A 24,304-nucleotide genomic window follows, 5' to 3' on the forward strand; every position below is an offset into this window, starting at 1 on the left:
TGAGCTGCCTGGGCGGCAGCGCACGGCATCCTTGATCTGCGCCGCCCAGCTATCGCTTTCTGAGCTGCCTGGGCGGCAGCGCACGTAGCCGTTGACCCCGTACTGCGTGTCCATCATTTCTGAGCTGCCTGGGCGGCAGCGCACACCTGCGAAACCATATGGCATGAACGCATCAATTTCTGAGCTGCCTGGGCGGCAGCGCACAAAGATCGGGAGGCAGGTCGACGGCGCTACGATTTCTGAGCTGCCTGGGCGGCAGCGCACCATCATGTTGTGCCTGCGCAGTGGATTCGCCATTTCTGAGCTGCCTGGGCGGCAGCGCACTCACCACGGGGAGATCACCTGGCCGTATCGGCTTTCTGAGCTGCCTGGGCGGCAGCGCACCGCCTGATCTGGGGTCGCTCACGAATCAGCCATTTCTGAGCTGCCTGGGCGGCAGCGCACAATAGTTAAAAAAGGTGAGCTTAGCCTTGTTATTTCTGAGCTGCCTGGGCGGCAGCGCACAGATATCCATAACGCTCCAGGTTCCGCTTGATTTTCTGAGCTGCCTGGGCGGCAGCGCACCCTGGCCGGCACTGTGATCTTCGGCGTGCTGTTTTCTGAGCTGCCTGGGCGGCAGCGCACCGATGTTCGATATAGCGAGGTGCAGGGAACATTTTCTGAGCTGCCTGGGCGGCAGCGCACGCGTCGTAGTCGGCATAGCGCTCGATCAGACTTTTCTGAGCTGCCTGGGCGGCAGCGCACGGGCGAGCTCATGCACGGGCTCCCAGCGGGACTTTCTGAGCTGCCTGGGCGGCAGCGCACTCGTCGACGTTATGGGGCAGGGCGCGGGGCGCTTTCTGAGCTGCCTGGGCGGCAGCGCACAAAGGGCAGCGGGAGGCCGTGTTTCGGAGATGTTTCTGAGCTGCCTGGGCGGCAGCGCACCGATGCTGACCGACATCGCTCACCAGGTGCAATTTCTGAGCTGCCTGGGCGGCAGCGCACCAACAGATCCGCCGCGCGCAGATCTACTGGCTTTTCTGAGCTGCCTGGGCGGCAGCGCACATCACGTAAGTGCCGCCGATCTCGAGCTGCTCTTTCTGAGCTGCCTGGGCGGCAGCGCACCAGCCGGCCACGCTCCTTGTCGATCTCGATCTTTTCTGAGCTGCCTGGGCGGCAGCGCACAACTGATCGAGCTGGTCGATTGCCGTCTGCCTTTTCTGAGCTGCCTGGGCGGCAGCGCACTAGTTAGAGTTAGCCAGCCAACTTTATCGATTTTTCTGAGCTGCCTGGGCGGCAGCGCACGCTGATCGACTGAACCTGCAGTTTGACGCGCTTTTCTGAACTGCCTGGGCGGCAGCGCACATCACGTAAGTGCCGCCGATCTCGAGCTGCTCTTTCTGAGCTGCCTGGGCGGCAGCGCACCAGCCGGCCACGCTCCTTGTCGATCTCGATCTTTTCTGAGCTGCCTGGGCGGCAGCGCACGCTGATCGACTGAACCTGCAGTTTGACGCGCTTTTCTGAGCTGCCTGGGCGGCAGCGCACGCCGGGGGCGGGCAAGTCCTTACGTATGGTTTTTTCTGAGCTGCCTGGGCGGCAGCGCACTGGGTGTTGCAAATGTCATGGGGAATTGCTCATTTCTGAGCTGCCTGGGCGGCAGCGCACGTTCAAGGTCTGATCCTGTTAATTTTGATTATTTTCTGAGTTGCCTGGGCGGCAGCGCACTCGATCCGGCGTCTGGCGAGACTATCTCCGAGTTTCTGAGCTGCCTGGGCGGCAGCGCACTTACAACCGGCGGTAAAACATATTGTTATGTTTTTCTGAGCTGCCTGGGCGGCAGCGCACTGAACAAACCAGGCGGGTAGTTTTTTCTGATTTTTCTGAGCTGCCTGGGCGGCAGCGCACGAATCTTCGCGCTGACTCGCTCCCAGTCGTCCTTTCTGAGCTGCCTGGGCGGCAGCGCACGAATCTTCGCGCTGACTCGCTCCCAGTCGTCCTTTCTGAGCTGCCTGGGCGGCAGCGCACGAATCTTCGCGCTGACTCGCTCCCAGTCGTCCTTTCTGAGCTGCCTGGGCGGCAGCGCACGAGCAGCAGGAAGCGGATCGTCTGGCCGCTCATTTCTGAGCTGCCTGGGCGGCAGCGCACCGGTTAATGCCGCCCCGGCTGCAGGTCTCGAGTTTCTGAGCTGCCTGGGCGGCAGCGCACAATAATAACGCTCTTCGGGGCTCCTTTTTTGTTTTTCTGAGCTGCCTGGGCGGCAGCGCACATTTGGGCATCTGTTACGGCCTATTGCGTGGTTTTCTGAGCTGCCTGGGCGGCAGCGCACTACGGACAACACCTGGCATCGACGATATGACATTTCTGAGCTGCCTGGGCGGCAGCGCACTGCAGGAGTCGCGCAAAGTCCATGATCGCTTTTTTCTGAGCTGCCTGGGCGGCAGCGCACCGAACACGTTATCAGCACGCCCCCAGCGCGACTTTCTGAGCTGCCTGGGCGGCAGCGCACTTGTCTTTTGGATCTGCTGAGGATCGTTTGCTTTTCTGAGCTGCCTGGGCGGCAGCGCACATAATAATGCTCTTCGGGGCTCCTTTTTTGTTTTTCTGAGCTGCCTGGGCGGCAGCGCACTCTCCCGCAAATGGGGCAGGATTTATTGTCATTTTCTGAGCTGCCTGGGCGGCAGCGCACGCTCTCCCCGTGGCTCTCTCTATGCGTCATCCTTTCTGAGCTGCCTGGGCGGCAGCGCACGCAGTAGGCGCGGCTGTTCTCGCTGCAAGGCATTTCTGAGCTGCCTGGGCGGCAGCGCACGGATCACTCTCGCGATCTCATCGATCCCTACTGTTTCTGAGCTGCCTGGGCGGCAGCGCACCAGCCGCTGTCCCACTGCTCGTCGGTGCGCGCTTTCTGAGCTGCCTGGGCGGCAGCGCACGAGTCGGCTCTCGACCGCAGATCTACTATTGATTTCTGAGCTGCCTGGGCGGCAGCGCACAATCCCAAACCCCAGGCCAAGGCGCCCGCCAATTTCTGAGCTGCCTGGGCGGCAGCGCACTCGACGAGATCGCGCAGCGCGTCGACGTTGTTTTTCTGAGCTGCCTGGGCGGCAGCGCACAAGGCTGGCGAGAAGTATGCGCCGAAGAACAAGTTTCTGAGCTGCCTGGGCGGCAGCGCACTTGAGCAGCTCGGCGTTTTGCGCCATCAGCCGTTTCTGAGCTGCCTGGGCGGCAGCGCACCAGGATCAGCGGCAGGCGCAGGAGAAGACGCCTTTCTGAGCTGCCTGGGCGGCAGCGCACACCTCGTGTGACGGCGTGCCATCGCCCGACTTTTTCTGAGCTGCCTGGGCGGCAGCGCACGAGCTACGCGCTCGTACGGTCATGGCGCTCGATTTCTGAGCTGCCTGGGCGGCAGCGCACGACGTGTATCTCTGCCAGCGTCGGGCAGCAAATTTCTGAGCTGCCTGGGCGGCAGCGCACGATCAGACCGACCACTCTCGGTTTCTCGTCCATTTCTGAGCTGCCTGGGCGGCAGCGCACCCGTGCATCACGACCGATGGCACGCGGTGTCGTTTCTGAGCTGCCTGGGCGGCAGCGCACTGCGCCATCTTCGTTGGTGAAGGTATCGATCATTTCTGAGCTGCCTGGGCGGCAGCGCACGAACAGGGCGCCGAAGGCTGTCAGGGCTTCATTTTCTGAGCTGCCTGGGCGGCAGCGCACAGCTGCCCACGGCGCCGGCCGGGTCGTGAGGTTTTCTGAGCTGCCTGGGCGGCAGCGCACGGCTAAGCTGAGCAATATATTGGCTAATAACTTTTCTGAGCTGCCTGGGCGGCAGCGCACACATAGTCGCGCATGAAACGGCGCACCTCACGTTTCTGAGCTGCCTGGGCGGCAGCGCACATTGATATAACTTACAAGCGCCGGTATTAACATTTTCTGAGCTGCCTGGGCGGCAGCGCACTCGGGCAACATCCGTGACTATGCGATCGGCGTTTTCTGAGCTGCCTGGGCGGCAGCGCACGCAATCGCATTGAGCCGGCGCAGGCGATCGGCTTTCTGAGCTGCCTGGGCGGCAGCGCACTCGCGGAGAGCGTAACCGCGCGTTGGTTTCGATTTCTGAGCTGCCTGGGCGGCAGCGCACGTGCAAGGTTGGCGGCCCGACGAAACGTTTCTTTTCTGAGCTGCCTGGGCGGCAGCGCACTACATCAGAATTTGGGGATTTTATGAAAATCATTTCTGAGCTGCCTGGGCGGCAGCGCACACGGGGTTAGAGCCTATGGCTCTGCTGAACTGTTTCTGAGCTGCCTGGGCGGCAGCGCACTCACGGTGTATTTATATGGAAGGGACCACAATTTTCTGAGCTGCCTGGGCGGCAGCGCACGAGTCGCGAGGGAAGTAATCGCACGATGGTATTTTCTGAGCTGCCTGGGCGGCAGCGCACCGCTGTCTGCGGTGGGTGATGCCCCGCCGGTATTTCTGAGCTGCCTGGGCGGCAGCGCACTCGAAGCCTTACTTCGGCACGCCGATCGAGATTTTCTGAGCTGCCTGGGCGGCAGCGCACGGTTGAAGGTGGAAGGCCAGCCGCAGATGGATTTTCTGAGCTGCCTGGGCGGCAGCGAACTGCTCAGCAAGCGGGGGCAGGGCAAGGTTAAATTTCTGAGCTGCCTGGGCGGCAGCGAACCTGCTCCCCCGTCAGCGCCGTCGCGTCCTTGATTTCTGAGCTGCCTGGGCGGCAGCGAACGCTATCCAACGCCTGGGTACCGCTCGCCCAATTTTCTGAGCTGCCTGGGCGGCAGCGAACATCTGGTAGTCGGATAACTGCCGGTTGAGACTTTTCTGAGCTGCCTGGGCGGCAGCGAACCTGACCTCATCGAGCTTTGGCATTCTCATCACTTTCTGAGCTGCCTGGGCGGCAGCGAACGCGCGTAGCGCGGAAACGGGTTTAGAGCCTCTTTTCTGAGCTGCCTGGGCGGCAGCGAACCGCGACGAGTGCTGGTTGTGCGACATGTCCGGTTTCTGAGCTGCCTGGGCGGCAGCGAACGCTACATAGGGTATGACACGGCAACCGGAAGATTTCTGAGCTGCCTGGGCGGCAGCGCACACTGCGCAGCGTTGCTGCCAGGCCATCGCGGCTTTCTGAGCTGCCTGGGCGGCAGCGCACTACTTCGCCGCTGGCTGGTCGCTGTTTGCCATTTTCTGAGCTGCCTGGGCGGCAGCGCACGGCCAGCGAGCTATCGAACGTGGTGCCGTACTTTTCTGAGCTGCCTGGGCGGCAGCGCACTTACATATTGAGGAAATACGAGGTGCTGGTCTTTTCTGAGCTGCCTGGGCGGCAGCGCACCAGAAGGCACGCTGGGGCGTCGACGTCCAGTTTTTCTGAGCTGCCTGGGCGGCAGCGCACGGGGTATGCAGTAGCTGGCGGTAATGCTGGCGTTTCTGAGCTGCCTGGGCGGCAGCGCACGCCTTGACGGTCGCTATCGCGTCGTAGCGTTCTTTCTGAGCTGCCTGGGCGGCAGCGCACGTCTTGACGCCCTCGATCGCACGTAGCCCAGCTTTCTGAGCTGCCTGGGCGGCAGCGCACGGTCACGCCCACGGGCAGGGCGGCGCCGATCATTTCTGAGCTGCCTGGGCGGCAGCGCACTCGCGATCGACTACGTCGCGCAGAGCGATGCCTTTCTGAGCTGCCTGGGCGGCAGCGCACCTGCCGTATCTCGCCTGGGCCTTGTCCGTCGATTTCTGAGCTGCCTGGGCGGCAGCGCACGCTTGTCGGCGTCGAGGCCCGAACCGGCCCCGTTTCTGAGCTGCCTGGGCGGCAGCGCACATGCGGTACAGGTGCGAGCGGGCGTTCTTCCATTTCTGAGCTGCCTGGGCGGCAGCGCACACGATGACCGGCGCGGCCTGGTTGCCGATGGTTTTCTGAGCTGCCTGGGCGGCAGCGCACACGAAAACGCCGGCTACTGGGCGGATGAGTACTTTCTGAGCTGCCTGGGCGGCAGCGCACGGCGGAGGTGCGGTATGAGTGAGCGAGCCGAATTTCTGAGCTGCCTGGGCGGCAGCGCACGGGTTTCTCTTCCTTATCACGATGGCCACAACTTTCTGAGCTGCCTGGGCGGCAGCGCACTTTCGACGAACTCGCCACAGACATGCTCGCGATTTCTGAGCTGCCTGGGCGGCAGCGCACGGCATCCTCGATCGTCACGATCTGGCGCCACTTTTCTGAGCTGCCTGGGCGGCAGCGCACCGCGTCAGCCGTGTCTGCTGGCCGTTGATCTTTTTCTGAGCTGCCTGGGCGGCAGCGCACGACGCGCTCGAGCAGGTCACGGACGCCAGCCAGTTTCTGAGCTGCCTGGGCGGCAGCGCACTATCGGTGACCTGGAGGGCGCGCTCGCGATCGTTTCTGAGCTGCCTGGGCGGCAGCGCACCCCTCGGTCCAGTCAAGGTTGCTGGTTTCGGCTTTCTGAGCTGCCTGGGCGGCAGCGCACCATGCGGTCCACTCCTGCAGTTGGGTGTCGGTTTTCTGAGCTGCCTGGGCGGCAGCGCACGATCTGTATGGCAATCTGAGTAACTATCTCCATTTCTGAGCTGCCTGGGCGGCAGCGCACTAGAGATTACTACAAATAACGTCCTGATTGTTAAAGAGCTTTGGATGAAAAAAAGCGACATTCCCCTTTTTCGAGCAATGCCGCTAAATGATTGATTTTTAAAGACCCATATTTATTCTATAAAAAAGGGTCAAAACCAGGGCACTGTGGCTTCCGAGCTCAAGCCGTAGTGATTGAAGCTACCGGCAGTGGGCTGCGACTGCGTCTCGCCGTGTTCGATGAACAGCGCAAAACGCTGGCCACTGGATCGGCTACTGACTTGTACGAAGGGCAAGGCGATTTGCCGTTCGGCGGGCTTCTCCATCAGGCGTTGCGCTTCGTCGAACTCGATGCCATGGCGCTTGGCATAGCGTTTTGCCCGGCTTGGGCTGCCCGTATTGAACTGCCTGCGCCGGACGATCCGATAGCTCACCTCGGCGGGCACCGGCTGAACGGCTTCTAGCTGTACATGATCCCGCATACCGGCGAGCCACGGCATCGCCATCAGTTGCTCCAGCCGTTCCTTGCTGCCATGCAACCGCAGCCGATCACCTGGTGTACGGGCGCGCACACCGATCTTGTGATCAGGGAAGCTGACGCCGATATCGTTCGCTTCCAGGTCAAACAGCGCCCGATGCAGCTTGCCGTAGAGCGCGCCCATCAACATCGATTCCGGGAAATCCGGATCGGAGCGCAGGCGAATGTCGATGTAGTGGTCCATGACTTACCCCGCGTCGCCGAAGACACCGCCGCGAATCAACGTCGCCATCACGAAGTGCTGGTCTTCGGGGGCGGGAGCCTGATCCTTGAGTAGCCAGTTATCGAGCAGGTTGTAGAAATCCTTCTTCTGCTTCGGCTGGCGATAGGCAGTGCCCTGAGTAGTCACGGAGCCGTAAGGTTCGACGGCGATGGGGCCAAGGTCGCTGCCGTCTTCCGGCGCCGGATACCAGGTATCGATGGTGCGCAGGGCATTACCCAGCTTCTGGGAGTGGATGCCGGCAATGCCATTGACCTGATAGAGCGTCTTGCTCTTGTCGCCGCGTCCGCGATCCAGAATCAGCTCTTGCGAGGGGAAGACTTCCTGACCGGCACCGACATGCGCGAAGGCAACGATTTCGAGCAGTAGATAGCGTTTACCTCCCAGCGCATCAGCAATCAACTGTGCCAGTGCGGCTGTCTGTCCATCATCACCGAAGTCACGCAACGAAAGGGACAGCGCGTCGAATGTCCATTCCTGGGCAACCTGACCACGCTCCATATGCCGGATGCGTACCTCAACCTGCTCGGCACCGACGCGGTTACGCCATAGGAAGCGCCCGTTGGCGAGGTTGTGGGCGTAGCGCCGTGCGAGTTCGCTGAAGCCGTGTTCATTTACATAGCCCGCTACGGTCTGCTGTAACTTGGCCTGATAGTCGGCATTGTTGCAGGCCGAGGGGGTGCCGGCACCGCTCAGCACCCGCAGAGTGAAACGCGCCATCAACGTATCAGCCTCATGGGGCAGGGTGGCGACATCGACAGTCTGCAGGTTGGGGTTCTGGATGCTGGCGTCCAGTTTAGCAGGGTCCTGATCCTTGGCTTTCAAGCGATTGGAGATGGTGCCGCGCACAGATTTTTCGCGGACTTCGATCGGCTGCCAGGCATCGAGATCACTACGTTGCGCCCACTGTCCGGCGTAGAGCAACGCATCGGAGGGGTCGAGTTTGCGTTCGAAGGCGAGGACGGAGGCAGTTGTCAAAGCATTATTGGATTTAGCCATGATGAAATTCCTTGTCTAGTCAGTCGAGATCGAATTCGAAGTGGTAAGCGGGCTCTTCGCTATCAGCGGCCTGGTCATAGTCGTTGCGGCAGCGATACAAGTCATTTTCCGGCTGGCTGTCGGCGTACCAGAGGAGTTGCCGGGCAGACTGGATACGGTGTGGGCTTATCCATTCGCCTACGGAATAGAGGCTTTCAACAAAATGGAATGGAACTTCGGCATCACGTGCATTGCTGACGCTGCCTGCCGGATGTAGTTCGCCAAGTGCACCGTAACCAATGGGGATCGGCACGACCCAACCTTTTCCCCGGCGATCGTTGAGCCATTTACCCTTACCTGTTTCCTCGTCTACTTCGTAATGCCAGTTGATGCGCGACAAGGAAAGCCAGGCATCAAGCGGGCTGGCCTTCGGGTCATTTGCCTGCATTTCGGTCAAGCGTTCTTTCAGCCGGTCATCGCGGGAGACCAAGGTAAAGCCGGGCAGTAAGCGCATGCGTGCCTTGCGGAAAATGGCATCGCAATCGGCTTCCGTGCCGGTCAAGTCGAGTACATAGGGTTGATAACGAGGAAGCCCAGGGTGGGCTGGAGGTATCAGCGTACCGCCGGCAATGCGCATGCTGGCAAGTAATTCCGCCACGGCCGCAGCATCGTCCTGGCGAGCTTCCGGCTCCTTTTGCCAATGGTTACTTTCGACCGCCAGCACCAGGCTCAGATCCAGGTGGATACGGCCTTCCTCGACGATGCCGGGCGGCTTGCCGTCCCTGCCAACGGGATTGCGAGTCAGACGGAAAGCCTTTACGAATCCGCTCTCGGTAACGAGTTCCTGGTAGTCGTGGCAAACCACGCCGACCGCTTTGAACTTGAGGTCCAACCCCGCCGAATGCGCTTTGCGCTCCAACGCCCACATCAAACCGAGGAAGGCCGTCATCGAGGGAAAGCCGTGGGTCAGCGGGCTGGAAACGGCGTTGGCGTTTTGTACCTGCAGGCGAGGCAGTACCAGCAAATGGTTGAAGTTCGGGCAGGTGCTCATGCTTCACCTCCCGCGGAGGCACGCCGTTGCATAGGCACCGGCCAGGCGGCATCAATAATGGCCTGCTTGGCCCAATGCCGGTACTCGACTTCGCTTACCGCCGTAAGCCCGGCTTCGCGCAGCCGCTCATTGACCCAGTTGGCAAAACGGCCGGCGACCTCATCCGGCCAGTCGCCGAATGTATAAGCTGCGTTGAATGCACGGTCATCATCAGCCTGCTCGGGATCGCGGCGAAGAGGAAGTTCGGTGCGCTCCGGGTCCAGCCACAGTTTTTCGCACAAGGGCAGCGTGCAGTCAGGGTCTCGGGTCCAGCCCGGTTCAAGGCTGGCGCGGATGGATACGGCAAAAAGGGCCAGTTGCTGTCCCAATGCCTGCTCGATGGCTTCGCGCTTCTCGACGAGATCCATATTGCGTGGCTTGTCGGCAACGGATTTCAGGAAAGCTGCCAATTTGCGCAGCAGGAATGGCACTCCCTCGTACCACGCGAACCGCTCTACGGCCGAATCCAGATTGAGCAGCCTTGGTTTACGTTCTTGCTGCCATTTGGGAGGAAGCGATGCCAGCAGATAGTTCACCCCTCCCCGTTCGCTATTTAACTGGCTGACATTTTGGGGCTTGGTGCCGCCTAATTTGCGCGCAATGAGATTGCGATAATCACGATACTCTTCGTTATAAGTTTCTTTTGCGCGGAAGGCCTGTCGTGCCAGTTTGTTGGCTTCACCGAAGCGTGCATCCTGAATGTCGGCATGAACGGCATGTGCCAAGCTGCTGGAGAACATCGGTTGTAGCAGGTGATACTGATCATTGCGTGCCGGCTCATTGCCAATCAACCAATAGACCTGCTTAGCCATTTCATGCGAGACAGGGGCGGTATTACTGCGCACCAGGCTGCTAAAAGCTTCCATCCAGCCGGAAGCAAGCTCGGCATCAGCACTCAGGGCGTCCCGAAGATCGGGATCGCCATCCCGCATCCAATCCAGCAGGCGACGGTTCTCCACCTCTAGTTTGAGGAATTTGAACACGTCCAAGGCTGCCGCATTGCCGACGATGTCCTCAGAGTAGCTATCCCTCAACAGATGGGAGCCAACTTCGGCATGGCTAGGCAATGTTTCAGGTTCGGCGTGTAAGCTGCTACCGCGTGCGTCGGGGTGAGAGGCCTTGAGTACATGGGTGACAGCCTGAATCTGGGTGACCCGCCGGGCAGCATCGGCCAGCCAAGCCGCATACTCATATTTTGCGGCCGCTTCGGCATCGTCTTCCTTGCCTTTCAGCTTGACCTCGCGTCGTGCCTCGATAAAGGCGGCGATGGCTGAGCGAAAGTGCCCGGAACGTTTCGATTCTTTACTCATTGAGACTCCATTGCATTCGACCCTAACGGGTCGTGCATGTAGAATCTCTACGGCAGCAAGCCGCCGTAGAGGCGTTGCTAAAAGACCAAAGTCTTTTATTTGGCGCTTCTGATCATGTGTTGGTAAAACACACTTCCTCCTTAGCTCTGCTTGCGTAGGGTAGGAGCCGGGCTCAATCGGCTTGCTGTTAAGCTCAGGAATCGTTAGCGCGATTCCTGAGCGTTCTTAAGCCTGACACCCTGCCTACCGCCTGTCAATGCCACTGTCTGACTAATGCTTTACCACTGTCTGGTTAATGCGATACATTTGCTTAACGGCCGGATAGGTCGCTCAGAAAACTGTATGGCTGATGCTGTCCATGCACGTTAGCTGCCGCACAGGCAGCCTGGGGCCGCAAGGCCCCTACCGTTTTTTTCCGAAGCCCAGTTGCGGGTGATACCGCCACCCTTCATCGTTGGCAGGCACTTCCACTGTTGCCATGCGTTTAGCGCAATCACACAGTGGCAAATCGAGATAGTCAGCCTGCTCGGCCAGCAGCTTCATCAAGTCAAACTCGCCCCACGGACCGATACGTTCCCCAAATTCAAACACCACATCGTGACGCTGGTTGCCTTCGACAAGCGGGTAGAGCTTCTGGCCTCGTCGTGTCTTGTCATCTTCGATGCGGTGCAGCTTCAACATCTCTTCTTCGTCATCCGGCAGGAAGACCAGCGTGGTGGTTCGAGAAGGATCGTCACGAAAGGGTTGTTGCTGAGGAAGTACACCTGTCAGGGCTGCGCCGGGGTATTTCCAAGTAGCGAAGGCTGCATCCAGCTCCAAAGGGGGCGCTTCGGCGCCGGGCTTGCGGGCGGGTGGCAGCATGCTGGTGGCCGTTCTGGCCTGTTCGAGATCGACCAGACTACGGTTAGGTTGCCAAGCCTCTGTTGGGCGGGGAAAGACACGTGGCAACGCATTGATTGCCCGGTACTCTTCCTCGGTCAATAGCTCACTCAATCGGTGGGTAGATAACTGAAAATGGTGTGCGCGCTCACCACCTCCCGTTTTTTCGAATCCCGGCCGGATATATGCCACGCCATCCCGAGCGCCTTTCTTGAAATGCTTCAAGTTGGTGTCGAAGATCAGCATGTTGGGTTTATCGCCGCACTTGCCGCGATGCCGCTGTACGCGCCCCGCTAACTGAATCAACGAGCGCATTGATGAAGGTTCTGCCACGGCCCAGCCGGCATCCCAATCTCTGCCTACCTCACATACAGGACTCGCTAAGACAATAAATAAATGATGTTTTTCAGGATAAGCATCCAGTGCATTGCGAACGCTGGGCAACTCGTATACCGCTTGTCCTTCCTTGCCACGTCGGTTGAAAGCGGCATCGAGTTGATACTCGATAGCCGAGCGCTGTACCAGCGGGAAGCGAGCATGATAAACGCATAGATGAATGCGGGTATCATCCGGCGCACCGAGAGCGAACAAGGTTTGCGCCACATCGAACAGCGGGTCGATGTTGGCCATGCGTACCAAGCCGAAGCTGACTTGCTTACTGCTGACGGGATCGGTTTCGGCGTGGTCCTGGTGTAGCCGCAGGCAGGCCTCCCGCACCTGTCGAGCGAACTCGGCGTGTATCTTTTCGCCTGGAAGATTGGTGGCAATAGTCAGGGGAAGGATTGCACCGCGCCGCAAAGGCCCACTTTTCTTCTCTGCGTTTACCAGTTGTGTGGCGCGTTTACCGACAAACGTGTTGTGCTCGCTGAGGAACTCGCGGCCATTGGAGCAGGAGGCGGTATGCACACCAAACTCATCGGTCCATAGACAGGGCACTTCTACCATTGCGTCGGTACGGCCGCCGTCGCGGCCTCGGTTCTGCCGATATTGTTGACGTCCGGCGCGATAGGCCTGGTACATGCCGGTCACCAGCGAAGGCGGCAAGGTCGCCGAAGAGAGCACTACCCGTGTACCCAGCATGCCTGCCCAATGCACCAATCGGGTCAGCGCGGGCAAGTCATTGAGATCGTAATCGTCCAGTTCGTCCAGTATCAGATCGCTGCTCATCAGGCGCAGCATGGGGGCGATCTGACGACCGGCACGCAGCGATTCGGTCGCTGGCACCATGTGATCCACGGTACAGGCCAGTATCGGTGCCGACAGCAGTTTGTGGATATTGCTATCTCTCATCGCGCGTGACAGTAACGGATGATCGGCAGTGACGCCTTCGTAGAGAACGTAGCTGTCTTCCTCGATCAGGTTCTGCACCGATGCTGAACCATGCGCTTCGGCTTGTGCTTCGTAAAACTCGAACAGACTGCGGCTGGCTGAACCGCCAACCTGAACAGCCAGTTCGTCATCACCGAGATGAAGGTCGGTGCGATAGCTACGCCCCGTCTGGAGCGTCAGGGTACGCAAGCCCAAAGCGTAGGTAGCACGCATGCCTTGCTGAGGGTCAGCCAATGCATAGAGGATGCGAGCATTGGCGAGGGTCTTGCCGCAGCCGGTAGAAGCCATGTTGACGATAAAGGCGCCATTTTCGCGTGCCGACTCGCGCAACGCCGTGGCGGCATCGGCTGCCTTGTCCTGCCACCTGAAACGATCGACCTTGCTTCGTTTGCGCAGCCCACGGTGGTTGGCCAATCGTGGTAGATAACGCTCGAAACCGGGCAGAGCATGAGCCATCAAGCCTGCCGTGTGAGTCACGCCAAGCAGGTGCTCGTTCAACGACTGATTCGCTACCGTAGAACCATGTCGGTCTCGTGTCGTGTTGGCCATCAGCGATGCTTCGGAATCCAGGAACCGCTTACGCTCCCAAACAGGCTTATCCTCCTTGTCCAAGCCCAGCCCCGAATAATAATGGTCGGCCAGCATGAGACTAAGCCTGGCCAAGTGCATGACATAGGGGTTACTGAGCCACTCGTCGTTACGACGCTGACGTAACGCCAAGAGGTGCCTGGCGAGCCGTGCCGCTATCTCACGCCACTTTGGTTCACTCATCGGCAGCGAACCGGCAAATTGCCAGTAGGGCTTGATTTGCGCACGCTCGGCAGATTGGCGGATCTCGTTCCAATCGTGGGCGACCAGCGAGAGCGGTTTTTCCAACCAGAGCGAGTTGTGACTTTGCGAGCGTTTTCCAAGCCGCTCTTGTGTCCCATCGGCATTCTTGACCGGCACTACCGGCAAGCGGTGATGGCTTACAATCAGCCAGGCAATGGCGGCAGCCAGTGGAGGCAGGTCACGGAACGGATACTTGTTGTCAGCATCCAGCCCATCGCGTTGATAACGGCCAGAAGCGATCCATTCCCGTTCATTGAAACCGTCTCGATCCGCTAGCCGCTGTAACCAGCCTTCATCATCATCCAGACCGACGAAAGCCAGGAACAGGCGCAGCGACACCCACTCATGCCGGTAAAGGTTTTTCTCCTTTAGCTTGCCATCCAGACGGTCCTGGAAGGCAACACTCCCTTTTCCCAAGTCGTGCAATAACGCCGCCATTTGCGCGAGTAAGCGGATATCTTCTGCCGTGTGCCAATCATTCTCATCTTCCGTACGCAGAATATTGCGCCGTGTGGTATTGGTCGGCGTCGCGCCCCGGGTGTTGAACTGCGAGGCATCGCCTACCACCCACATCAGCTCGCTGTGGTCATGGCCGCGAATCCAGTGACACGCCACGGCGGTATTCTTGCGGGCCGTCTTGCGCAACAGTTTGCGTAGTGTGTCGAGCCCGGCCTGGGTAATCGAGGTCTGCCAGGTGCGTCCGCCGCGACGTTCGGCGAACTGGTCGAGAATACGGCGCGTTTCCTTGAGCGCGTTCTTGCTGCATTGCGACACCAACAGCACGTTCATGGTGTGATCCCATGGCCGAGGCGTTCGGCCGTCGCCTTCAGGGTATCGATCATCACATCCAGGGCTTCCACCTGCGTGAGCCTATCGATGCACGCCTGGCGGAATTCCTGTTCTTCATCCCCGCGGCTGGCCGAGATGAACGCTTGTGGGAGGATCACGGCGTCCTTGACCAGATCCGCGACATCGAAGACAAGGCCACCCCGGCGTGTCTTGCCATGCAGCACCGCGAGGCCATGTGGAATCCCCAGCACCCAGGTCGCGGTAGCGCCCAACCCGTAGGCCAGATAATTGCCGTGATCGAGGAAGCGATTGGCCGGATCGGCGCCCTGCCCGCGCTTGACGCGGATAAACTCACCATACTGGGCAGCATGGCTTGCCAGCCGAAACAGCTGCTTGGTGAGCCGAGCTTCTTCGGTCAGTAGCGCAGTGGTATCGGGAGCCGAGTCGATCGCCTGCCGGCTACGCGTGAGCAATGCGTCCAGTTCTGCCTTGCTGGGGGTAAAGCCGGTATCGCGCTGGAAACGCGGCGCCGTCCAGAGGCGTTCGACCTGAGCGAGCCGGGCACGCTGGAAACATCGGGCCGCTTCCAGCCGCTTGTCGTCGTCGAACCAGAAGCGAACCCAGTACTGTAGATACTCCGTCGGCCGATATTCGCTCTGTGGGGTCAGCCAGGCGACATCCACGTCCACTTCATTGGCTGCGAACAGCGGCGTACCACCACCGCCGCAGAAGCCGACCAGCACACCGGCCTTGGCCAGCTCGCGCATCGCCGCCTGGGTAATCGAGGTGCCGGTTCCCAGCAGCAGCGAAGTGGTATTGGCAATGGGGATGTTCCAGTATTTCGAGCGCTTGCCTTCGTCGGTGACGTATTCGACACGCCCACCATTGACCAATACGCGGCAGTGCTGCAGGTAGTACAGGTTCGCACGCTTCGAGTGCAGGATCGTTTTGAGATCGCTTGAAGAGAGATCTTCCATCATGGCGTCACCTGCCAGTTGTCTTGTAACCGTTGGTAACGCAGTTTTGACGGCGCGACAAGCCCGCCAAAAGGATTGTCAGGGATCTCTTACAAATGGTGTCAGCCAATCTCCGCTTGGCACCACTTTTGTTATGATATAACCTTTCCGTCTGCTTTCTTCAGGTAGATCTGTTCATGTCACATCGTCACCGTCACCGCCCGGATGGGCCGTGTCATTTTTCCTTGATGTCGCTTGGCGCCGGACGGCGGGTATTGCTCGCGCTGTTGCCGCTGGCCGTGCTGTGGCTCGTCGCGGGCTGGGCTGCCGGGGTGTTCGGTTGATGGCTCGTTCGATGGCAAAGCCCGACACGCTGCTGACGCTGGAATCCCTGTCGCTGGCGCAGGGCAATCGCATGGTGCTGGAGAATATCGACGGCCATTTCGAGGCCGGCACCATCACCGCGCTGGTGGGGGCCAACGGGGCCGGCAAGAGCACGCTGGTCCAGGGGATCATGGGCGAGCTGCGCCCGGTCAGCGGCCTTGTTCGCTGCGAGGTTCCCAATGCGCGGCGCGCGTGGCTGCCGCAGCAGCTGGCGCTGGATCTGACCTTCCCCATGAGCGTCGAAGAGCTGGTCATGAGCGGTTGCTGGCCGACCCACGGCAGTTTCAAGCGCTACGGGCCGGCGGAGTATCGTCGCGGCCAGGCGGTGATGCAGCGCCTCGGCCTGCAGTCGTTCGAACACCGCCCGCTGGGTGAACTCTCCGGCGGCCAGCGCCAGCGCGCGCTGCTCGGCCGTACGCTGATGCAGGAGGCTCAGCTGCTGCTGCTCGACGAGCCGTTCGCCAATGTCGATGCGGCGACCGTCGAGGTCCTGATCGATGTGCTTCGCGCCATGGCGGCCGAGGGCGCGGCGATCATCATCGTGCTGCACGATCACGATCAGATGACGCGGCTGGCCGATCGCGTCCTGCGGCTGGAACGCGGGCACGGGATCTGGTCCACGCCCGCGATGATCGGTGATTCCTCTTCATCGGCGGAGACGTTGGCATGATCGATTGGCTGTTCTCTCCGCTGGTGGATTTCGGTTTCATGCGCCGCGCGCTGGTAGCCGGGCTGGCGCTGTCGCTGGTCGCCCCGCCGCTGGGGGTCTTCCTCACGCTGCGCGGCATGAGCCTGGTCGGCGATGCCATGGCGCACGCCGTGCTGCCGGGCGTGGCGGTCGGCTTTCTGCTGGCGGGCTTCTCTCTGCCGGCGATGAGCTTCGGCGGCCTGCTCGCCGGGCTGCTGGTGGCGGGGCTGGCGGGCAGCGTGTCGCGCCTGACCGGCCACCGCGAAGACTCGGCAATCGCCAGCTTCTATCTGATTTCGCTGGCGGCCGGGGTGATGTTGATCTCGATGCGCGGCAGCAGCGTCGACCTGACCCACGTGCTGTTCGGCTCGATCTTGGCGGTGGACAGCACCGCGCTGTGGCTGATCGTCGGCGTGTCGAGTCTGACGCTGATCGTGCTAGCGGCGATCTTCCGCATTCTAGTGGTCGAGTGCCTGGACCCGCTGTTCCTGCGCGGCCAGGGGATTCGCGGTGGCGCGGTGCACGGGCTGTTTCTGGGCCTGATGGTGCTGAACCTGACCGCCGGCTTCCAGACGCTCGGCACGTTGATGGCGGTCGGCCTGATGATGTTGCCGGCGACGGCGGCGCGCTTCTGGTCGAAGCGGCTCGAGGGGTTGATGGGGCTGGCGATCGCCATCGGCATGGTCTCCAGCGTGGGCGGGCTGCTGCTCTCCTATCATGCCGGCCTGCCTTCGGGGCCCTGCATCATCCTGCTGGCCGGCGTGATCTATCTGCTTTCCGCCCTGTTCGGGCGTTACCACAGCGTCTTCGCCCGCTGGCGACGGCGCGTGCAGCCCATGCTGCCGCCCGATGCCCACGGCTGACCCTTCCTTCTCTCGCCACAAGGACCGTTACATCATGGCTCACGTTTCCCTTCGCGCCGTGCTGATGGGCGCACTCGGCGCCTCGGCGCTTTCGGCCAACATCGCTCATGCCCAGGAACCGCTGCAGGTGGTCACGAGCTTCAGCATTCTCGATGACATGGTGTCGACGATCGGTGGCGATCACGTCAGCGTCACGTCGCTGGTCGGACCCGATGGCGATGCTCACGCCTTTTCGCCCAGGCCCGCCGATGCCCAGTCGCTCGCGGATGCCGATCTGATCGTGGTCAATGGCTTGCAGCTCGAGGGGTGGATCGACCGGTTGATCGACGCCAGCGGTTACGAGGGCGAAGTCGTGGTCGCCAGCAACGGTATCGACACGCGTTCGTTCGAGGGGCACGAGGACGAGGGCGACCATGACGACCATGACGACCATGACGACCATGACGACCATGACGACCATGACGACCACGATCATGCGGCCGACGGCGAAGAGGAGCATCACCACCACGGCGATGTCGACCCCCATGCCTGGCAGGATCTGGAGAATGGCGAGCAGTACGCACGCAACATCCGCGATGCGCTGGTGAAGGCCGATCCGGCTCATGCCGACGCCTACCGCGCCAACGCCGAGCGTTACATCGATGAGATGGAAGCGCTCGACAAGGAGGCGAAAGCGCGGCTATCGCGGATTCCGGCGGCCGACCGGCTGATCATCACCAGTCACGATGCCTTCGGCTACTTCGCCGACGCCTACGATCTCGAGCTGCTCTCGCCGGTGGGCATCAACACGCTGGCGGAACCCAGCGCCAGCGACATGGGCCATCTGATCCAGCAGATCGAGTCCAGCCACGCCAGGGCGCTGTTCCTGGAGAACATGACCAACCCGGCGCTGATCAACCAGTTGCACGAAGAGACCGGCATCGCCATCGGTGGCACCCTCTACGCCGACGCGCTGACGGCGGAGGGCGAAGGCAGCACCTACCTCGGCATGTTCCAGCACAACGTCGACACCCTGCTCGACGCGCTGGAAGCCGACGACTGACCCCGACAGGCCAGCCCGCGACGGCGGCGCTGGCCTACTTTTTATTTCCTACTCTCTAATTCCTGCTCCCTGCTCCCTGCTCCCTGCTCCCTGCTCCCTGCTCTCTTCCCTCTTCCCTCTTCCCTCTTCCCTCTTCCCTCTTCTTCAAGACTGAACGACACTTTCCGGGCAGCATCCGCTCAAGCCTCTACCGAGAAGTGTCGTCTCGCATGTCGTCAGCCATCCCGCCGCCGCAACGCCGCCTCACGCTCTCCCAGGCGCGTCGTCTCGCCCTGAAAGCGCAGGGTTTCACGTCCCGCTCCCCCGAGTCCGTCAACCGCGGCCATCTTCGGCGCCTCGTGGATCGTCTCGGCGTGTTGCAGATCGATTCCGTCAACGCGCTGGCACGTTCCCACTATCTGCCGGCCTTTTCGCGCCTCGGCCCCTATCCGACCGAGCACCTCGACGAAGCCGCCTGGGCGGGCAATCGCCATCGGTCGCTGTTCGAATACTGGGGCCACGAAGCGTCGCTGCTGCCGCTCTCGCTCTACCCGGCGATGCGCTGGCGCATGCGCCGCGCGCGGGAAGGCATCGGCATCTACAAGCATCTGGCGCGATTCGGCCGTGAACGGCGGGACGTGATCGAACGCGTGCTGGCCAACGTGCGCGAACATGGCCCGCTGGGCGCCGGCGCGCTGAACACGCGGGAAGGCCCCGCCGGCCCGTGGTGGGACTGGAGCGACGAGAAACACGCACTGGAGTGGCTGTTTGCTGCTGGCGAGGTCACCGTCGCCCGCCGCCGGGGTTTCGAACGGCTCTACGACCTGCCGGAACGGGTGCTGCCGAGCGCCGTCCTGAACCAGGCCGAACCCGATCTGCTCGAGGCGCATCGCCAGCTGTTGCTCCGGTCTGCCGAGGCGCTGGGCGTGGCGACGGAGAAGGACCTGCGGGACTACTACCGGCTGGCGCCGCAGGATACCCGTGCCGCACTGCAGACGCTGATCAAGGACGGCGCGCTGACGCCGGTCGAGGTAGAAAGCTGGCGGCAGCCGGCCTATGTCGTCGGCGAGCCGCGCATCCCCCGCCGAGTCGAGACCGCCGCGCTGCTCTCGCCGTTCGACTCCCTGATCTGGTATCGCGAGCGCACCGAGCGCCTGTTCGGCTTTCACTACCGCTTGGAGTTCTACGTCCCGCCGGCCAAACGAACCTACGGCTACTACGTCATGCCGTTCCTCCACGGCGACCGGCTCATCGCCCGGCTCGACCTGCGTGCCCGGCGCGCCGACGGGGAGCTGAGCGTTCTCGCCATCCATCCCGAGCCCGCCGTGACGTTCCGTGACGCCGAACTCGACGCGCTGGCCGGCCAGCTCGAACGGCTGGCACGCTGGCTCGGGTTACCGCGTATTCATCTGGCCTGCGAGCGACCCCTTGCCCAGCGCCTGAGCGCCCTGTGGCCGGTGGATGTCAGCCGCCGGCACAACCTGTTGTACTGACGTCGCAACCGGTGTCGAACACCCGGTTAGCCTTGGCTTTCATGCGCTGGCGGCGGACAGCGCGACGAAGTGCCCCGTCTGTAGCTCAGCGTAGCGAAGCGCGGGCAACCGATGGCCGTGGAGCTTGATGGGATCGGGCACCTCCGTGGCCTGCAACAATGTGGCGAAGTCGCGCTTGGCGTCCACATCCGGCATGGGTACGGCGGAGAGCAGGCGCTGGGTATAGGGATGGCGCGGATCGTGCAGCACCTGCTGGCAGCTGCCGATCTCGACGATCTGGCCGGCATACATGACCGCGACACGGTGGCTGATCTGCTCGATGACCGCCATGTCGTGGGAAATGAACAGGTAGCTCAGGTTCAAGCGTTGCTGCAGATCCTCCAGCAGCGCCAGCACCTGAGCCTGTACCGAGACGTCCAGCGCCGAGACCGCTTCGTCTGCGATGATCACCTTGGGATTGAGCGCCAGCGCGCGGGCGATACAGATGCGCTGACGCTGCCCGCCGGAGAACTGGTGTGGATAACGCAGTGCCACCTCGGCCGGCAGTCCAACCTGTTCGAGCAGTTCGGCCACGCGCCGCCGGCGTTCGGCGGCGTCGGCCAGGCCATGCACCAGCAACGGCTCGCCGATCAGGTCCCCCACGCTCTTGCGTGAGTTGAGCGCAGCGAAGGGATCCTGAAAGATCATCTGGATGTCGCGGCGCACGGCCTTGAGCGCGGCGCCGCGCAAGCCGTTGAGTTCGCGCCCTTCGAACCTGACGCTGCCCGTGTAGTCGAGCATGTTCATCAACGCCTTGCCGGTGGTCGACTTGCCGCAGCCGCTCTCGCCGACGATGCCCAGCGTTTCCCCGGCGTTCAGCGTGAAGTTGACGTCTTCCACCGCGCAGACCTCGCGACGAGTCTCGAACGGCGAGCGCCGCTTGACCGGAAAGCGCACCCGCAACCCTTCCACCGTCAGCACCGGGGCGTGCGTCTCGCTAGCCAATGGCCGTACCGCGGCCGTGCCCAGGCGGGGCACCGCCGCCAGCAGCTTGCGCGTGTACGCCGATTGCGGGTCGGTGAACAGCGCACGCGCCGGGGCGGACTCCTCGACGACGCCACGGTTCATCACCACCACGTCGTCGGCCATCTCGGCGACAACGCCCATGTCGTGGGTAATCATTAGGAGCGCGGTATCGAACTCGCGCTGCAGTTCCCGCATCAGCTCGAGAATCTGTGCCTGGATCGTCACGTCCAGCGCCGTGGTCGGCTCGTCGGCGATCAGCACCTTGGGATGACAGACCATCGCCATGGCGATCATCACCCGCTGACGCATGCCGCCGGACAGCTCGTGCGGATGTTGCTTGAGCCGCTGCTCGACATGCGGCACCCGTACCGCGTCGAGCATCTCGAGGGCGCGGCGACGGGCCTGCCCGCCCTCGGCCAGCTTGTGGCGGCGAATGGTTTCTTCCAGTTGCTGCCCGACCGTCATCATTGGATTGAGTGAGGTCATCGGTTCCTGAAAGATCATCGCGATGTCGCGCCCACGCAGGCGCTGCATGGCGCGTTCGGGCAGCTCCAGCAGATCCCGCTCGCCATAGAGGATGGCGCCGCTCGGCAACCGCGCCACCTTGGGCAGCAGGCCCATGATCGCCAGCGAGGAGAGCGACTTTCCGCTGCCCGACTCGCCGGCGATGCACAGCGTGCGACCGGCACGCAAGGTGAAGCTCAGGTCGTCGACCACGCGCTGCGTGTCATGCTCGTGTGAAATGTCGATCGACAAGTGCTCGACGGAGAGCACGCGTCCATCACCCGGCCCCGGCTGAGTTGTCATCGCCATCCCCTCACTCGAACACGATGCGTGGCACATAGAACGACACCACCCAGTTGGGCATGTCGACGATCTCGTTGATGCGCAGATCGCCGCACACCGAACAAAGCATGTAAGCCTGCTCGGCCGGCATGTTGCGGGTCTTGACCAGCCACTCGATGGCGCCGCTCAAGGCCTGCCGCGCGCCTTCCATCAGGTCCGGTCCGACGCCGGTGAAGACCTCGTAGCCGGCGCCGTCGAGATGGCGGGTCACCGGCCCCGGCGTGGAGAAGCGCGGCATCGCCAGGGGCGTCTGCTTGATCAGGTCGAGACGCAAGGAGACATCCATGGCGCTTTCCAGCGCCGTGCCGCAGACCTCGCCATCGCCCTGGGCGGCGTGGGTATCGCCGATCGAGAACAAGGCCCCGGCGACTTCCACCGGCAGATAGAGCGTGCTGCCGGCGCCGAGGTCACGCACGTCGAGATTGCCCCCCACGCGGCGCGGCGGCACGATCGAGTGCGTGCCCGGCGCCGCCGGCGCGACGCCGAGCGTCCCGGCGAACGGCTTCAGCGGCACCCGTGCGTGAGTGCCGAATGCAGCCGGTGTCATGGCCTGTGTATCGTAGTGCCACAAAGCCAGCGCGGGCGTTTCGAACTGGTCGGCCAGCAGCCCGAAGCCGGGGATGTTGGCCGTCCAGCCGAAGCCGGACGGGGCGAAGTCGTCGATATGGACCACGAGGATGTCGCCAGGCTCGGCGCCGTCCACGAAGATGGGTCCGGTCACTGGGTTGATCCGGTCGAATGGCATGTTGGCCACTGCCGAGACATCCGAGGTCGGCGTGAAGTGTCCGCCCGAGGAGTCATTGCAGGCGAACGTCAGCCGGGTCCCCGGCGCGACGTGCGCGGCCGGGGCGATGGCATTATCCCATCCCAGGTGGCAATGGTGCCCGTGAATGGTCTTGATCAGTCCGTTATCACACATCATTTCACCCAGATGTAGTCGTAGTTGACAGGAATGTGGACCGGATCCACGTACAGAGCATCGTCACCACCCATGCGCGCCGAGTGCACGGTGAAACGCTGCTCGTTGAAGATCGGCACCCAGGGAGCGTCATCCATCGCCGTGGTGAAGATCTTGCCCCAGCGCTCGGCACGTGCCTGCTGCTGGTCCGGTGCGACCATGGCGTCAGCGGCAGCGGCCTCGGCGTCCAGCTCTTCGTTGCAGTACCACGCCCAGTTCCAGCCGCCGGGCACCGCGCCCTCGCAACCCAGGATCGGCCCCCAGAAGTTGGAGGGATCGGGGAAGTCGGCGATCCACGCCATGCCGCCCGACCACACCATCGGCGCCTGATCCTTGTCGCCGCCCGCGGCGATCACGTTGGCCTGCGCCAGCGACTTGATCTCGGCGCGCACGCCAATCTGCGCCAGGTCCTGTTGGATTGCCTGGGCGATACGCGGCTGCGGGTCGGTGTTCATCACATAGATCTCGGTATCGAACCCATCGCCGTAGCCGGCTTCCTCGAGCAGCGCCTTGGCCTTCGCGACATCGTAAGGGTAGCCCTTGTATTCCTTGTCATAACCGGGCATCGCCGGCGGCAGTGGCTGATTGGCGGGAATCGCGCGACCGTTGATGATGCGTACGATGCGCTTTTTGTTGATCGCCATGTTGATGGCGCGGCGCACTTCGACCTTATCCAGCGGGGGCATGGTGACGTTCATGGTCAAGTAACCGGTATGCAACTGGTTGCCGATGACCATCAGATCCTTGAAATCGGGATCGTTGCGGAATTGCAGGAACTGCGCGGGCGGGATGCCGTCGCCGGCGACGTCCACCTCGCCACGCTGCAACCGCATCAGGGCCACGTTGGGTTCCTGGCCGATCTCGAAATCGATGCTATCGAGATACGGAATGCCCTCGCGGTAGTAGTCGTCGTTCTTGACGAAGGTCAGACGTTGGCCGAGCGCCCAGCCCTGCAATTCGAAGGCCCCCGTGCCCACCGGATGCTTGCCGAAATCGCGGCCCCATTTCTCGACTGCTTCCTTGGGCACCACCGAGGCGAAATTGAGGGCCATGATGTGCAGGAAGGTCGCATCCGGCGCCGACAGCTGAATCTTCACGGTGTGATCGTCGGGCGTGGTAATACCGCTCAATGTCGTCGACTCGCCCGAGGCCACGGCATCGAATCCCTCGATGGAGGAGAAGAAGCCGGCGCCGGGGCTCTGTGTCTCGGGATTGACCGCCCGTTCCAGGGAGTACTTCACGTCGCTGGCGACCATTTCGCGGCCGTTGTGAAAGGTGACACCCTCACGCAAATGGAAGGTGTAGGTCAGACCATCGTCGGAGATCTCGTAATCCTTGGCGAGATCCGTCTTGAGCGTGGTAGTGCCTGGCTCGTAGTCCATCAGGCCATCGAACAGGCTCTTGATCATCGACCAGTTCTGCCAGTCGTAGCCGATCGCCGGGTCGAGCGTGGCCACGTCGTTCTGGTAGGTGACCACGATGTCGCCGCCTTCCTGGGGTGTCTGTTGCGCCATTGCCTGGCTCGAGATCGTCGCGCACAGGGCGGTGAGTGCGAAGCCTTTCAATTTGTTGTTCATGG

Annotated in this window: 14 protein-coding genes and 1 CRISPR repeat array (1 of these 15 only partly in view); of the genes, 5 read left to right on the top strand and 9 right to left on the bottom strand. The window is 61.9% G+C overall.

Translation table 11 applies throughout. The annotated features are described in order from the left end of the window. Window positions 1–6,569: a CRISPR direct-repeat array (repeat unit 28 nt; unit sequence TTTCTGAGCTGCCTGGGCGGCAGCGCAC) (it extends 423 nt beyond the left edge of the window). Between the two features lie 130 nt (window positions 6,570–6,699). From cas6f to cas1f, 6 genes are all read right to left on the bottom strand, one after another. Beyond that, complete coding sequence (gene cas6f, locus BC443_RS05520; protein ID WP_071230848.1) at window positions 6,700–7,269, bottom strand: type I-F CRISPR-associated endoribonuclease Cas6/Csy4; 570 nt, start codon at window positions 7,267–7,269, stop codon at window positions 6,700–6,702. A 3-nt stretch (window positions 7,270–7,272) separates the two neighbouring features. Next, window positions 7,273–8,304 (bottom strand): type I-F CRISPR-associated protein Csy3, encoded by a 1,032-nt coding sequence (gene csy3 / locus BC443_RS05525; protein ID WP_071230849.1) that lies wholly within the window; start codon window positions 8,302–8,304, stop codon window positions 7,273–7,275. Window positions 8,305–8,323: 19 nt separating this feature from the next. After that, entirely contained in the window at window positions 8,324–9,334 is a 1,011-nt protein-coding gene (gene csy2, locus BC443_RS05530) for a type I-F CRISPR-associated protein Csy2 (RefSeq protein WP_071230850.1), read from the bottom strand. After that, window positions 9,331–10,683: a type I-F CRISPR-associated protein Csy1 gene (csy1, locus tag BC443_RS05535; protein ID WP_071230851.1), complete on the bottom strand. Its 1,353-nt coding sequence runs from the start codon at window positions 10,681–10,683 to the stop codon at window positions 9,331–9,333. The genes csy2 and csy1 overlap by 4 nt, the downstream gene beginning before the upstream one ends. Before the next feature lie 402 nt (window positions 10,684–11,085). Beyond that, window positions 11,086–14,511: a type I-F CRISPR-associated helicase Cas3f gene (cas3f, locus tag BC443_RS05540; RefSeq protein WP_071230852.1), complete on the bottom strand. Its 3,426-nt coding sequence runs from the start codon at window positions 14,509–14,511 to the stop codon at window positions 11,086–11,088. Further along, window positions 14,508–15,491, bottom strand: coding sequence for a type I-F CRISPR-associated endonuclease Cas1f (gene cas1f, locus BC443_RS05545; RefSeq protein WP_322528133.1), 984 nt, complete (start codon window positions 15,489–15,491; stop codon window positions 14,508–14,510). Before cas1f ends, cas3f begins: the two co-directional genes overlap by 4 nt. 173 nt (window positions 15,492–15,664) lie before the next feature. Here cas1f and BC443_RS18760 point away from each other — a divergent pair, with 173 nt between their 5' ends. The 5 genes from BC443_RS18760 to BC443_RS05565 all read left to right on the top strand — a co-directional run bounded on the left by BC443_RS18760 (window position 15,665) and on the right by BC443_RS05565 (window position 19,916). After that, entirely contained in the window at window positions 15,665–15,811 is a 147-nt protein-coding gene (locus tag BC443_RS18760) for a hypothetical protein (RefSeq protein ID WP_167404608.1), read from the top strand. An 11-nt stretch (window positions 15,812–15,822) separates the two neighbouring features. After that, complete coding sequence (locus BC443_RS05550) at window positions 15,823–16,521, top strand: metal ABC transporter ATP-binding protein (protein WP_071230853.1); 699 nt, start codon at window positions 15,823–15,825, stop codon at window positions 16,519–16,521. Continuing rightward, window positions 16,518–17,402: a metal ABC transporter permease gene (locus BC443_RS05555; protein WP_071230854.1), complete on the top strand. Its 885-nt coding sequence runs from the start codon at window positions 16,518–16,520 to the stop codon at window positions 17,400–17,402. Before BC443_RS05550 ends, BC443_RS05555 begins: the two co-directional genes overlap by 4 nt. A gap of 34 nt (window positions 17,403–17,436) precedes the next feature. After that, window positions 17,437–18,444: a zinc ABC transporter substrate-binding protein gene (locus BC443_RS05560; RefSeq protein ID WP_071230855.1), complete on the top strand. Its 1,008-nt coding sequence runs from the start codon at window positions 17,437–17,439 to the stop codon at window positions 18,442–18,444. Between the two features lie 209 nt (window positions 18,445–18,653). Further along, window positions 18,654–19,916: a crosslink repair DNA glycosylase YcaQ family protein gene (locus BC443_RS05565; protein WP_071230856.1), complete on the top strand. Its 1,263-nt coding sequence runs from the start codon at window positions 18,654–18,656 to the stop codon at window positions 19,914–19,916. 39 nt (window positions 19,917–19,955) lie between these two features. Here BC443_RS05565 and BC443_RS05570 read toward each other — a convergent pair whose 3' ends face one another. From BC443_RS05570 to BC443_RS05580, 3 genes are read right to left on the bottom strand one after another with little or no spacing between them, the layout of a single operon-like run. Next, window positions 19,956–21,734 carry an ABC transporter ATP-binding protein gene (locus BC443_RS05570; RefSeq protein WP_071230857.1) on the bottom strand — a complete coding sequence of 593 codons (1,779 nt, stop codon included), beginning with the start codon at window positions 21,732–21,734 and terminating at the stop codon, window positions 19,956–19,958. A 4-nt stretch (window positions 21,735–21,738) separates the two neighbouring features. Continuing rightward, window positions 21,739–22,686, bottom strand: coding sequence for an acetamidase/formamidase family protein (locus BC443_RS05575; protein ID WP_071230858.1), 948 nt, complete (start codon window positions 22,684–22,686; stop codon window positions 21,739–21,741). Then, window positions 22,686–24,302 (bottom strand): ABC transporter substrate-binding protein, encoded by a 1,617-nt coding sequence (locus BC443_RS05580; RefSeq protein WP_071230859.1) that lies wholly within the window; start codon window positions 24,300–24,302, stop codon window positions 22,686–22,688. The genes BC443_RS05575 and BC443_RS05580 overlap by 1 nt, the downstream gene beginning before the upstream one ends. Window positions 24,303–24,304 lie beyond the last annotated feature (2 nt).

This window comes from Salinicola sp. MIT1003, assembly GCF_001858555.1.
In the GTDB taxonomy this organism is placed as follows: domain Bacteria; phylum Pseudomonadota; class Gammaproteobacteria; order Pseudomonadales; family Halomonadaceae; genus Salinicola; species Salinicola salarius.